The sequence below is a fragment of the Aquiflexum sp. genome (genome assembly GCF_041749095.1).
Classification (GTDB): domain Bacteria; phylum Bacteroidota; class Bacteroidia; order Cytophagales; family Cyclobacteriaceae; genus Aquiflexum.
Map to the genome: position 1 here is coordinate 1 of NZ_JBGTCA010000550.1, position 13527 is coordinate 13527.

The 13527-nt window shown below is 37.9% G+C and carries 13 protein-coding genes; 9 read left to right on the forward strand and 4 right to left on the reverse strand.

Annotated elements, in window-relative coordinates:
• Nucleotides 1-65 precede the first annotated feature (65 nt).
• The 9 genes from ACEW8O_RS24690 (at nucleotide 66) to ACEW8O_RS24730 (ending at nucleotide 8383) form a co-directional block, all read left to right on the forward strand.
• Nucleotides 66-1100 carry a GntR family transcriptional regulator gene (locus ACEW8O_RS24690; protein WP_373497299.1) on the forward strand — a complete coding sequence of 345 codons (1035 nt, stop codon included), beginning with the start codon at nucleotides 66-68 and terminating at the stop codon, nucleotides 1098-1100.
• 106 nt (nucleotides 1101-1206) lie between these two features.
• A complete protein-coding gene (locus tag ACEW8O_RS24695; RefSeq protein WP_373497300.1) occupies nucleotides 1207-2607 on the forward strand; it encodes a cytosine permease in 1401 nt (466 codons plus the stop codon).
• A complete protein-coding gene (locus tag ACEW8O_RS24700) occupies nucleotides 2604-2774 on the forward strand; it encodes a hypothetical protein (protein WP_373497301.1) in 171 nt (56 codons plus the stop codon). The genes ACEW8O_RS24695 and ACEW8O_RS24700 overlap by 4 nt, the downstream gene beginning before the upstream one ends.
• A gap of 504 nt (nucleotides 2775-3278) precedes the next feature.
• Nucleotides 3279-4388: a DNA cytosine methyltransferase gene (locus tag ACEW8O_RS24705; RefSeq protein WP_373497302.1), complete on the forward strand. Its 1110-nt coding sequence runs from the start codon at nucleotides 3279-3281 to the stop codon at nucleotides 4386-4388.
• Nucleotides 4369-5487 carry an ATP-binding protein gene (locus ACEW8O_RS24710; RefSeq protein WP_373497303.1) on the forward strand — a complete coding sequence of 373 codons (1119 nt, stop codon included), beginning with the start codon at nucleotides 4369-4371 and terminating at the stop codon, nucleotides 5485-5487. The genes ACEW8O_RS24705 and ACEW8O_RS24710 overlap by 20 nt, the downstream gene beginning before the upstream one ends.
• Before the next feature lie 649 nt (nucleotides 5488-6136).
• Nucleotides 6137-6973, forward strand: a complete 837-nt coding sequence (locus tag ACEW8O_RS24715; protein WP_373497304.1) for a penicillin-binding transpeptidase domain-containing protein — start codon at nucleotides 6137-6139, stop codon at nucleotides 6971-6973.
• Nucleotides 6974-7106: 133 nt separating this feature from the next.
• Complete coding sequence (locus ACEW8O_RS24720; RefSeq protein WP_373497305.1) at nucleotides 7107-7334, forward strand: hypothetical protein; 228 nt, start codon at nucleotides 7107-7109, stop codon at nucleotides 7332-7334.
• Nucleotides 7315-7734 (forward strand): putative toxin-antitoxin system toxin component, PIN family, encoded by a 420-nt coding sequence (locus ACEW8O_RS24725; protein ID WP_373497306.1) that lies wholly within the window; start codon nucleotides 7315-7317, stop codon nucleotides 7732-7734. Before ACEW8O_RS24720 ends, ACEW8O_RS24725 begins: the two co-directional genes overlap by 20 nt.
• Nucleotides 7735-7825: 91 nt before the next feature.
• A complete protein-coding gene (locus ACEW8O_RS24730) occupies nucleotides 7826-8383 on the forward strand; it encodes a helix-turn-helix domain-containing protein (RefSeq protein WP_373497307.1) in 558 nt (185 codons plus the stop codon).
• A 366-nt stretch (nucleotides 8384-8749) separates the two neighbouring features.
• On the opposite strand, the gene ACEW8O_RS24735 is transcribed toward ACEW8O_RS24730, so the two are convergent.
• The 4 genes from ACEW8O_RS24735 to ACEW8O_RS24750 all read right to left on the reverse strand — a co-directional run bounded on the left by ACEW8O_RS24735 (nucleotide 8750) and on the right by ACEW8O_RS24750 (nucleotide 12928).
• Nucleotides 8750-9901 (reverse strand): hypothetical protein, encoded by a 1152-nt coding sequence (locus ACEW8O_RS24735; RefSeq protein ID WP_373497308.1) that lies wholly within the window; start codon nucleotides 9899-9901, stop codon nucleotides 8750-8752.
• Nucleotides 9902-10715: 814 nt separating this feature from the next.
• Nucleotides 10716-11735, reverse strand: coding sequence for an L-rhamnose/proton symporter RhaT (locus tag ACEW8O_RS24740; RefSeq protein ID WP_373497309.1), 1020 nt, complete (start codon nucleotides 11733-11735; stop codon nucleotides 10716-10718).
• 3 nt (nucleotides 11736-11738) lie between these two features.
• On the reverse strand, nucleotides 11739-12107 hold the full coding sequence (locus ACEW8O_RS24745) for a hypothetical protein (RefSeq protein WP_373497310.1): 369 nt from the start codon (nucleotides 12105-12107) through the stop codon (nucleotides 11739-11741).
• A 2-nt stretch (nucleotides 12108-12109) separates the two neighbouring features.
• Nucleotides 12110-12928 carry a phytanoyl-CoA dioxygenase family protein gene (locus ACEW8O_RS24750; protein ID WP_373497311.1) on the reverse strand — a complete coding sequence of 273 codons (819 nt, stop codon included), beginning with the start codon at nucleotides 12926-12928 and terminating at the stop codon, nucleotides 12110-12112.
• Between the last annotated feature and the right edge of the window lie 599 nt (nucleotides 12929-13527).

The window sequence follows — 13527 nt, forward strand, 5'->3', positions numbered from 1 at the left end:
GCATTTCTTAATTTGTTTTTCAAAATGAATAATTCTAATCTTACCATTCCTTAAACCCAAACAATATGAGGAAACTCGAACTCAGGATAGATGAAAGCTCCAGCGTACCAAAATATATTCAGGTAGTAAAGGCCATCAAGGGGCTGATTACTTCAGAAACCTTGAAATACGGCGACAAAATCCCTTCTATCAATAACCTGAGTGCAGATTATTACCTTTCCAGGGATACGGTAGAAAAAGCCTATTCCATTTTGAAAAATCAGGGCATCATTGAATCAGTAAGGGGGAAGGGTTTTTACATCAGCCACAATTCAGATCTTTCCAAGTATAAAATCCTGCTCCTGTTCAATAAGCTCAGTTCTTATAAAAAAGAGATATATAATTCCCTGGTCATTGCATTGGAAGACAGGGCGGAAATTGCATTCTATGTTTATCATTGTGAATATTCCCTTTTTAAGAAAATTCTGGAGCAGCAAAAAGAGGCTTTTGATTATTTTATTATTATGCCCCATTTTAAAAGGGAAAGCGAAAAAAAAGCCATTTCAATGATCAATGAACTGCCCAAAGAAAAACTGATATTATTGGACAATGATCTGGAGGGCAGCCGGGATTGTTTTGGGAGTGTTTTTCAGGATTTCAAAATGGATATCTATAATGCTTTGATGGAACTGAAGTCCAGATTGAAGAAATATAATAAGTTGGTTATGGTTTTCCCTTTTCAGGCCAACTATCCCTATTCAGAGAACATTTTATTGGGGTTTAAGAAATTTGCTGTGGAGGAGGATTTCAAATTTAACATTATTTCAGAAATAGGAGAGGCTGCCAAAATAACGGCAGGAGAAGCTTATATAATGATTGAAGAATACGACCTGGTCAATCTGATCAAAAAAGCCAGGGAGATCAAGGACATCAAAGTAGGCCGAAATCTGGGAATTCTCTCCTACAACGAAACCCCTCTCAAGGAAGTGCTGCAAAAGGGTATTACGGTAATGAGTACGGATTTTGGAGCTATGGGGAAATTATGCGCCCAAATGATACTGGAAAAAGAAGGTAAACACATCAAAAATGATTTTAGGGTGATCGTGAGGGAGTCGCTGTGATAAAGACCAATGCTGAAAGGCCGAAAAAATTTATCATAACAGGACAACACAGGACGCTAATCCTTAGGGATTTTTTGTATTTTTCATTCCCAACCCAAACTAACCTATGGAAAAGGCCATTGCTAAAGAGGTGCCAAAAAAATCCGGTGAATTTGAACGCCAACCTGTTCCTCCTTCCCATTTCAAAGACTGGAGAAAATTCCTGGGGATGTATGCCGGGGAACATGCGGCAGGGACGGAATTTGTGATAGGACCTTTGTTTTTAACTGCAGGTGTTTCTGCCTTTGATTTGATTGTTGGTTTATTGCTGGGGAATTTTTTGGCGGTATTGAGTTGGAGATATATCACTACCCCTATTGCTACATCCCAACGCCTGACTCTTTATTATAAGCTGGAAAAAATCTCCGGCAGAAAATTAGTTACTGTCTATAACATGGCCAATGGCTTGCTGTTCTGTTTTCTTGCAGGGGCAATGATTACCGTCTCCGCCACGGCTGTGGGGATTCCCTTTGACATGCCCATGCCCGCATTGACGGATACCATTCCAAACAGCCTTTCCTGGGTTTTGGTGGTGTTGGTAGTAGGTGCGGTGATTTCCATTGTAGCCGCCAGAGGTTATAATGCTGTGGCCAAATTCTCCAATATCGCAGCCCCATGGATGGTGATGGTATTTTTGATTGCGGGGATAGTGGCCGCCAAAAGATTGGGAGTAGAAAGTTTGGCCGATCTTTGGGCTGTTTGGGGTTCAGGGTCCGAACCTTTTCCGGGACAGATTAAATTCACCTTTTGGCATGTGCTGTTTTTCGCCTGGTTTTGTAATGCGGCCATGCATTTGGGGATGTCAGATATGACTGTGCTACGATATGCAGATAATAACTCTATAGGTTGGACTACTGCAGCCGGGATGTATGTGGGGCATTATATGGCCTGGATATCGGCCTGTCTGATGTTTGCACTTTATCTAAAAAGTCCCGAAGCAGCAGCCATTTTTGAAAGCGGAGGAGTTCCCCCTGTCTCTCCGGGTCCCTTGGCCTATGAAGTCGCAGGTATTTCCGGTTTGATCTGTGTTTTGGTGGCCGGTTGGACTACAGCCAATCCCACCATTTATAGGGCAGGTCTGGCCTTTCAAGCCATTTTCCCAAAGAGTTCTACAGCAAAAGTCACTTTAGTGACTGGGGGTGTTGCTACTATTGCAGGGTTATTTCCTGCTTTTGCCATGAAATTGCTGGACTTTGTGGCTGTTTATGGATTTATCCTGGCGCCGATTGGAGCGGTGATTTTCTTTGAGCATTATTTTGCTGAAAGAATTGGGTTGAGAAAAAACTATGCAGAGGTTAAAGGTACTTCCTTCAATATGGGAGTCTTGGCAGCCTGGCTGATCAGCATGATTTTATTTTATGGCCTTTCGGTTTATCAGGGAGTGTTTCTTTCCTTCTTTACATTTCCTGCCTGGATAGCCTGTGGTCTTTTATTCTTATTGTTCAGTAAAATCTTCCAAAAAAAATGAGAACCACCCACTTTGCCCTGTTCGTACTTGTTGTCATGTTTTCGTTAGCCGTATTGTATTACATGGACCTATTGAATCAATCCCGGTTGAATCTCGGATTATTGATTTGTACGGTGGGATGGTTTGCGGGATTGGCGATTTTGGACTTTTTGAAAAAGGTTAAGTAGCAATTTAGATGCAAGAAACGAGAAGCGAGAGACAGTCTTTTCTCTCGCTTCTAAAAGCCTTAAAAATAGTTTTAGACAAAAATTACCCTGTTTTGGGTATTTTTTGTTTGTGGGGGAATGGGTAGGTTTGGAGAATGGGGGATGTTAAGTATATTGTTATGGGATGGTGAACTGGGTTGATAGGTTTAAATATTGGTGTTAAGAAACCATTAGGGGCAAGGTTAACTGACAACTCGGAAAAAACACCCATGCCTTCCCATAAGAGGAGCTCAGTGGTTGAAATCAAAGTTTGTGCTATGTTGACAGTTAATTGCACTGAATTCGCAAACTATTAGATTCGGCAAAATATCCGACTATTATATACTTTCTTTCCTTTGTGAAGATTCGGACAACTGATTGAGAATAATTTTATTTGAGGCATTGTAGGCCATTAATAAAAAACGGATGCTGGCAGCAACGGTATAATACCAACATTTAAATATATTTTCTTCATTTTAATACAATATGACAGCTATACAAACTACAAGAAACCAAAGAAAATCAAATACAAATTCACCAATTGTATCTGGGGTTGACTTGTTCTGTGGTGTGGGGGGATTGACCCATGGACTAATAAAATCGGGAATAAAAGTTCGAGCAGGAATTGATTTAGATTCAAGTTGCAAATATGCATATGAAGTAAACAATAAGGCAGAGTTCATAGGTGCGGATATTACCAATGTAACAGGAGAGCAAATAAAAGAACATTGGAAAGACGGTGAAGTCAAAATTTTAGTTGGGTGTGCTCCTTGCCAACCATTTTCCCCCCACGCCAACAAAATAAAGGACAAAGAACAGGGTAAAAAATGGAACTTATTGAATGAGTTTATCAGGTTGGTCAAGGAGGCAGATCCCGACATTATTTCAATGGAAAATGTTACCAATTTGTCAAACAAAAAAGTATTTAAAGAATTTGTATCCCAACTTGAAGAACTTGAATTTAAGGTGAAATACAAAAATGTTTATTGTCCCGATTTTGGCATTCCCCAAAAAAGAAGAAGGCTAGTATTACTTGCTTCTAGATTTGGACAAATAGACATGATTTCACCCACTCACAAGAAAGACAACTACAAAACAGTTCGAGATGCAATTGCGCATTTAGAACCTTTAAATAATGGAGAAAAAAGCCAAATGGATAAATTGCATTTTACTACTAAGCTAACAGATATTAACCTTAAGCGAATTAAATCATCAGTTCCCAATGGCACTTGGGAAGATTGGGAAAATAGTCTTAGGTTAGAATGCCATAAAAAGGAATCAGGGAAGACCTACAAAGCTGTTTACGGTAGAATGTCTTGGGACGAGCCTTCACCAACAATAACCACACAATTTTATAATTACGGAACAGGTCGTTTTGGACATCCTGAGCAAAATAGAGCTTTGACAATTCGAGAAGCATCTATACTTCAAAGTTTTCCTTCCAGTTATAAGTTCGTTGAAAAGAATAATGAAGTTTTACTAACACGAATAGGCACTCATATTGGAAATGCGGTTCCTGTAAATCTTGGATATGCTATTGGAAAAAGCATACTTAAACATTTAAAAGATATTGACTATGGAAAAATTCACTTTTAATATCTCTTTGAGTGTCCTTAACCATTTAGGAAGAAATCTTTATAGAAACTTCATTACTGTTCTTGGTGAAGCCATATCAAATTCTTGGGATGCAGATGCTAAAAACGTTTGGATTCATATTGATAGAGAAAACAATCATCTAATCATCAAAGATGATGGAGAAGGAATGACCACAGATGATTTTCAAAATAAATTTTTGAAAATTGGATACTCTAAAAGAAAAGGAGGAGCTGAAAAAACAGATTTGCAAAGGCCATTTATAGGTCGGAAAGGAATTGGTAAACTTGCACTTCTCTCTTGTGCAAAAAGAATTCATATTTTATCTAAAACAAATGATTCAGATTTTGTAGGTGGGGTTATTGATAATTCGGGCTTGGACAATGCAATTAATGATGATTTAAATCCACAACAATACCCTTTGGAAAATGTTAATACCCAATTATTTGGAAAGCACCTTGAAGACTTTGAACAAGGAACAATAATTTATTTTGAAGACATAAATGATGGAATAAGAAATAGGATTGAATACATCCGCAAACTTATCGCTCTATTTTTCAGGTTTTCGCTTATTGACAGCTCATTTAGCATCATTCTTAATAATGACCCGATTACTTTAAACGAACTTAATGACTTATCCCAAAGCACACAATTCGTTTGGCAAATCAATTCTATTGATGACCCATACTTAAAAGACAAAATATCGCCAACTCACGAGCATATCAAAAAGTTTGAAAAACTAAATTCGTCTTTAGATGGAGTAAAGGGGTTTATTGCTTCTGTTGTTGAACCCAAAAATCTAAAAATAAGGAATACACAAGAAAAAGTAACTTTGGATTTATACGTTAATGGGAGATTGAGAGAAAAAGAGCTTTTGAAACATATTCCGTCAGCTCGACTTGTTGAAAACTACATATATGGACAAATACACTTAGATCGTTTAGATGGCGAGAAAGACCGCTTTACTAGTAGCCGTGAAGGGGTTATATCGGACGACCCTCTGTTTCAATCACTTCTTGCAGAATTAAAAGAAATAATGAAAATAATTACTGACGATTGGGATAAGTGGCGTGTTGAATTGAGACAAGATGGTGATTCATAAAACACAACACGAATAACCAAGAAAGAAAGAAAATCGAAAGAGCTTTTTAATACAGTTGTTGATGATTTCGTCCCTCCAAAATCATCTAAAAATAGAAGTGTTGTTGACGAATGGGTAAACTCCCTAAGTGATGATGCTCAATATAATTTATCATCATATGCGGAATGTTTTGTTTCTGAAAATCTTTTAAGAAAATATATCAATTATAAAAAACTAACTCTTTCACCAGAAGCAGAGAAGAATTTAATTGAATACAAGAAAAAAGAAGATTCCGCCAAAAATGCAGCTAATATTAGTTTTGAGATAAGGCAGAATGCAAATGACCTGCTCTATTTTTCTATGGACGATTTAGCAAATTTTGTTGACAAACCAAAGGATCAATTAAGACATGCTGGTATTTCACGAGACGCCAAGACATATAAGCCCGTAAGAGATGCTGTTGCACATACAGCAATACTGACACAAATTGCAAAACAAAGCCTAAACACAACTTACGAAAACATTAAAGCAAGAATCAAAAAACTACTCGAATGACAATTTGTAGTTTTTAACCTTAGCACTTCTTCAAAGTGTGCCTGACCAGAAGGGATAGGGGTTCTAAATTGCCACCTACGGGTAGATGTGAATCGTACCTTCACCAACTCAAATAATGAACCCACTCCCATTCCTCTTCTTCTTTATTCTCTCCTGCACCACCAAACCAGCAGAAACCCACACCCAAGCAACCCAAGAAAACCCCCAAAAAGTCCTCAAACCCGAGTTTAAAGCATTGCTAGACGCGGCAAATCTTAATGGGTCAATCTTGATCTTTGATAGCCAAACCAAGACTTTTTATACAAATGACTTTGCATGGAGCGAAAAGGGACAGCTTCCTGCTTCCACCTTTAAAATACCCAATGCCATCATCGCTTTGGAAACGGGTGTGGTGGAAAATGACAGTGTGCTATTAGAGTGGCATGGCGAGAAAAGGGTATTTGAAGTATGGGAGCAGGATCTGATTTTTAGAAAGGCTTTCCAGGTTTCCTGTGTGCCTTGTTTCCAGGAAATCGCCAGGAATATTGGTGGGGAAAGGATGAATGCCTACTTGGATAAACTCGGTTATGGAGGAACAATCCAAGTGGACTCGGTGACGATTGATAATTTCTGGCTGCATGGGGAGTCAAGGATCAATCAGTTTGAGCAGATTGATTTTTTAAGCAGATTTTACCAATCCGAACTTCCCATTTCTCAAAGGACAGAGGCTTTGATGAAAAACATCATGGTCATAGAAGACAAAGGCACCTACAAGATCTCCGGAAAAACCGGCTGGACCTATTCCGATGAACGTAATAATGGTTGGTTTGTCGGATACATCGAGTCAGAAGATAAAGTCCACTTTTTCGCCACCAACTTCGAACCCAAGGATAATTCTAATATTGAGGCATTTAATGCAGCAAGAAAGGATTTGACTTATGAGGGGTTGAGGGTGTTGGGGATTTTGAAATAATAGAACGCTGATAACGCGGATCTAGCAGATTTACACTGATTTTTATTTTCCAACCTGGTACCATGACCTGCTGTAGGGCAAGCATGGGGACTAAGTAAACTTTTTTTTATAAATTTGAAGAAAACAATACGATATGAGAACGCTCAATATTTCTATATCAGATTTGGAATTTAATAAGTTTGGCATCAAGAAAGATAGCCTGACTTTTACCGAGTTTGTTGAACTCATCAGCAGAGAGTTGATGAAACAGAACCATGACAAGTGTGTGGAGTTAGCCGAGAAGTATGAGCTATCCTCAATGACAATGGACGAGATCAACGAAGAAGTCAAAGCAGTAAGAAATGCAAAAAATAATCGTTGACACAAATGTTATTGTTTCTTTGCTTATCCAACGGAGTTATCCCTACAAAATCATCCATGATCTTTTTATAGATGACAAGTTTCTGCTGTGTGTTTCGGAAGAACTTATGCTTGAATACTATGAAGTTATATCAAGACCGAAGTTCGTGAGATATACGGATTTTTTTGGTAGAGCAGAAAGTTTGCTTGCTGATATAGAAACAAAAGCAAAAAAATTCGAACCTAGAATCAAATTAGACCTGATTTCAGATAAGGATGACAATATGATTTTGGAACTTGCAGACGAATGCCATGCTGATTTTATCATTACAGGCAATACAAAAGATTTTACTTTTCCTCTGTATAAGAAAACCAAAATAGTAAGTCCAAAGGAGTATTGGGAAAGCCAAGCCACAGGATAAAAATGAGCTACCCACAACTTTGTATTTTTGGAAAGGCTGGTATAATTCCTGATATTCATCATTTATCATTGTTTTTTTAAATGACTAAATTATGGAAAAGTTTTCGATACAAAATATACAGAAATTAACTACACTGACAAGTGAGTTGGACTTTGAACGGGCATCTTCATTGTTTTTAAAACTAAGGGTACTCGAGAAACAGGATGAATCATATAAACCTATCCGCAACCATTTGCGCAACCTGATAAAGGATTATGAACAAAAAAATTGGACTGGTGAGAAATCCATTACAGACAATCAGATAAAGGAAAGTGATTCTGCAGAAGCCCTGGTGCAAGCAGAAAATCATTTCCACCAAAAAAGAAAAAAGTTGATTAAGTCCAAACTCAAAGAGGCAGGATTATCCCAAACAGATTTGGCAAAAATATTAGAACATCGAAAAGCATATATGTCAGAATTGATCAATGGATTAAGACCATTTTCAAAAGAGGATTTGATTATCATAAATCGCCTTTTTAAGATTAAATTGGAAGACTTAATTCCAACATTTATCAATCAAGATAAGGCTTTTCATATTAAAAAGACTTTAGAATCATTAACTCATAATAAGTTAAAATTAACAAAAAGGGATTTTGATCTACAACCTTGATTAAATCCCGAGTTTTAAACTTTTTTTATAAGTGATCATCAGCCAAATCCGTTTTCTATTGCACGCTGATGACGCTGATCAAGCAGATTAACACTGATTTTTTTTTCCACTTGGTATGGACATGTAATCCTCTTCCAGCTAATGAATTATGAATAGGCATTAGAAGCACATTTTTTTTTATCAGTGATCATCAGCCCAATCTGTGTCATCCGTTTTCTATTGCACGCTGATGACGCTGATCAAGCAGATTTACACTGATTTTATTTTCTTCGATTAGGGGTGAATATTAAATACTCTTATAGCCAAAGACACATTTTTTTATCAGTGCTCATCAGCCAAATCTGTGTCATCCGCGTTCTATTGAACCTACTCCCCAAGCTTGACTTTATAGATCTTTATAAAATCTTCCTCTTGTTCAAGGTTTTCCGCACCCAAAAACCAAATATATCCATCCCTTACAAGCCACTGTCTCGAGTCCAATTCAAAGGGTATGGGAAATTCCGAAAGTTTGTTGCCTTCCAAATCCATAACCATCATCCTATGCCTGTAATCTTTTTTGGTCTTTGCCATGATTTCCATCCATCCCAGGTTTTCATATTTGTCCTGCTCCAATTCAGGAACTCCCGTAAAAAAAGAAGTCAGTATATACTTATCCAAAACCTTGATGTTTTCAAATTTTCCTGAATAAATATCAGGGCTTATCATACTGGGATCCGCCTCTTTGAAGTCCTGACCTTGGTTGAATGAATAATCCAAAATCTCAAATTCCACCCTTTTGATTTTCTCATAAGGCGGGTTTAGAGAATGGATATTCAATGCAGGCTCTATTCCCTGGATAAAATAAATACGGTTTTTGTCAGCAGCCATCCGCGGTATCATATGACTGATATCATGGGCTTTCCCATTTCTATAAAAACTAGCTTCATCCAAATTCATAAACTGCTCAACTTTTCGGTCCAGGGTATCAAACCAAGCAAACGAGGTATAATTTTCATAAAATTCAGGGGTGTTTCTAGGGTATGCTGTCCTTCCTGCACCATTGGTAAGGATTCTGTCCCCAACCCAAAAATACTCGGTGTCGGCTGATGCCCTACCTGAAAATGAGGGCATCTCCTTGACCTGATGCTTACCGCCGTGGATCAGATTTCCATTGAGGTCGTAGGTATAGACCCCCTGATTGGAAATGATCGTGAAATTCTGACCATTTTCACCAAATTTACCGGCACCCAAAGGAAACATTCCGTAGCTGTCCGGCATATCTCCATGTTTGTTGATTTCTTGGGTAGGAGAACCTTCAAAGTCACCTACTACCAAAGCTCTATTCTGGGAATTGAACAGCAATACTTTGCCCGATTGTGGATGTACATCCATCAATTGGAGTAAGCCCAAGTAAGGAATCTGTAGAGAATCTACTTTTACCAAACTTAGGTTTTCTTGGTTTCCATTATTTTCATTGATTTTCTCTGAGCAGGAAAAAATCAAAATCATGGACATGAAAAAGAGTGTATGTCGTTTCATAGGCTGTAATTTTTCATTAAACTAATGAATAAGGAGAAATAATCAAAAAAGATTCCAGATTTTCAAGAACCAATCCAAAAAGGAATGATGCTTGAGAAAATCTTTGCTAAGGAATCGGAACTGATGAGGGAAGTATCTATGAAAGTTTTGGCGAATTTGAAATTAAAGATATTGTTGTAACATTAAAATGAAATGATATGATATGATAAAAAAGGGGGCATTAATTCATCGCCAAATGTATACAATTCCCCCAAAGTTCTAAAGTGCAATTAACCTTAAAACCCTTTAAAATTATGAAAATATAACTACTGTACCTAATCAAAAAGGGCAACAAGGTTAGATCTTGTAACCTATCCTTCGGAGGATGAAATTGACAATTTTTCAGTTGGTCCTGCCTATCAAGGTTTGATTTACCTGTAATTAGATTTGAAGATGGAATTACTCATCAGGGCTCAGTGGAAAATCTGATAGGAAAGAAAACTCATTCTAATAAAGAGAGAGAGAGAGAGATTTTTTCACCAATCATATCATGTCAATGCCAAAACTCCTCCTGCCTTTATGGCACATCCATGGGAGGATGAGTTGGTAATTGATCAAAATAGCATTTTATCTAATCAATCATTAAAAAAGACAGGTGTCAAAGCTGCATAGCATATTTTCGAAAGAGGCCATCATGGGGCTGGGATGGGAACTGAGAAAATGAATTTCTCTCAATGGCCTGAGTTGGTGATAAGGTGGATGGATTCTTATTAAAGGTAATCCTTCGATGTATAGAATTTAAGTATTATAGGTATAATACATCGAATGAAATAAATTAACCCCTCGCCCCCAATCCAAACATCACCATAGCCAAGATTATAAATCCCAATCCTGAATAAAGTGTCACAAAGGTTTTTCGGCTAACACCTTTCCATTCTTGGAAATACAGGCCCCAAAGGTTACTGAACATAATGATAAAGGCCATGTGTAATGTCCAGCCCACAAAATCCAAATCCCTGCCCAAAAAAGAAGAACCCATACCATAAAACATAAACTGATGATACCAGACAACTCCTGCTACAGATGCCAAAAGGTAATTTTTTCCCAAAGGTTTGGTATTGGTATAGTCCCGAAAAGATTTGTTCTTTATATTTAAGCCAATGCACCAAATAAAATTGGTGACAAATCCACCTCCCATCACCAATATCAAGACAGGGTTAATTTGCCAAAGGCTATTTGTTCCCTGTTCCATAGCAGCATCTGCGATGTCATTGCCAGCCGTCAGCCCAAAGGCAAAACAGGCACTCATAATTCCCGAAATCACGGCTACTACAATTCCTAAAGGAAAATTGGCTTCTTTTATAGCTTCTTTTTTGGCCTTTGCACTTAGTTCTTTCTCTTTTCTAGCACCAGCGAGACCGGCTACCAAAATACCTAGAAAACATAAAAGGATACCCACACTCAAAACAGGGTTTTCGCTCAAAACCTCCCATAACCTACCTTCATAAAGCGGTGGGATAAGGGTTCCAAAAGCTGCTGAGAATCCTAAAGCAACTGCCATTCCGAGTGAAATTCCCAAATACCGCATGGTCAAGCCAAAGGTCAAGCCTCCAATACCCCAAAGAATTCCGAAGAAAAATGGCCAGAAAAGCAGAACGCCACTGAGATTGCCCCAAAGGGAAGCTAAATCTGGCACTGTAAGGTAAGCCATTAGCCATGGGGTGAAAATCCAAGCTACTAGACCATTGATCAGCCAGCCACTTTCCCAATTCCAGTTTTTGATTTTGGCGATGGGGATATAAAAACTGCCCGCAGCAAATCCTCCAATGGCATGCAATAAGATTCCGAGAAACATAGGCTATTTGATTTCGAATTCATCCACCCAGGTTATACCAAAATTGGTAATAATGTCCTTTGACATGGTCAGAAGCTGAACCCCATAGGTCTCCCATCCAAATAAATTGTGACTGACCATCTCTATAAAGTGGTCTTTTTCAGAAATATCCAGATTAATTTTCAGCTCATTATTTCCCTGGGCCTGATTTTGATGGGCGATCACCTCCAACTCTAAATCTTCAAGTTTTCCTTTTAATCGAATTTTCTCCTCTTTTTCCCAAGGAATGCCTATCTCGACCCCATCATAGCCCCAATATTTGATTTGTTTCAACATAGCATCCAATCCAAGATGGTCTAATCCCCACCAGGCACAGAAGATTTTGAGTTCCATCCTTATTTCTTGTACAAAAGCGGATTGATGGCATCATCATTCAACAAATCCCCTATGCTGAGTTTGGCTACTACCTTATCCGGAAGTATATTTTTTTGACCATTAAATGTAGCACCATCAGGCATAAATGCACAGGTCATGGCTCTTCGGAAACCGTTGGTCATATTTGGGCCTGCGCCGTGAATGCAAAGTCCATTGTGGAAGGAAGCTGAACCTGCCTTCATGGGAACGGAGACGGATTTGGTCTTTGCTAACTCCGGATAAAACTCAAAAATGGAATTCATGTTTTTGGTGATACCAGGATTTTCGTAGGTAGTTTTTTTATGGCTTCCAGGGATGAAATAGAGGCAACCATTTTCCAAGGTGGCGTCGTCCAAAGCAATCCAGATGGATAGCGCATCCTTATGAGAAAAAGACCAAAAAGGGGTGTCTAAGTGCCATGAGGTAGGATTGGCCCAAGGTCTTTTGATCAGAGCTTGATCGTGCCAGACCCGGATGCCATCTACATCGGCCAGGTCGGCCGCCATTTTACCGATATCTTCTGAAATCATTAATTCTTTCATTTCATTACTTGTCTGCCAAAGGTTTAACAATTGGTCAAACACGTTACCGAAGTAGTTGGAGTCCTCTTTGTTGACTCCATCATCATCTCCGACTTTAATATTGGTGCCGGGGATTTTGATACCTTTTCTATCTTTAACAGCTTTGGTGACCACAGTTCTCCAGTTTTCAAGTTCTTCCGGGGACAAAAAGTCCTCTATGACCAAAAAGCCATTTTCTTGAAATGAATCTATTTGGGACTGGTTTATTTGGGTTTTCATAATTTTTTCTGTTTTTTAGTGATTTAGTTTATTAAGGAATAAATTGTAATTAAGGCATGCGAAATAAATGAAAATAGGTTGAAATAATTTTGATTTCTCTGTCTCTTTTTTGCCCATTTTTGGGCCATATTTCAATTATATCCATTGAATTTCTATTTGAATCTTATCTATTTCATCTCCTCTATATATTTAAACATCTTCAATTTCAGCTCTCCCATTCTTTTTTATTTTTGGCATGAAAGACCTTATTATTTCAAATTCGGTCCGAAATTGAAGCCAAGTGTTTTCTTGAGTAGATTTATTAGGAAGGGTGATCCAAATAACTTCAACAGGTACGGGGGAATTGCAGGATGTGAATAAAAAATACAACAAAACCATTCCCCATAGGGAAAGGCAAATTTTCTTTGAGTATATCATTTTTTTGGCGATGAATTTGCTTTCAAGCTACAATAATTGAGAAAGAAATGTATCCTGCACCCTCCTGTTATTCCCTTTTAAACCTTACTTTCTACCAAAACAAAAAATCAAGAATTGTTCTAATTTTATTTTTAGATTTAATGTTATTAAAATCCAATAAAATATCCTAATAATTATAATTT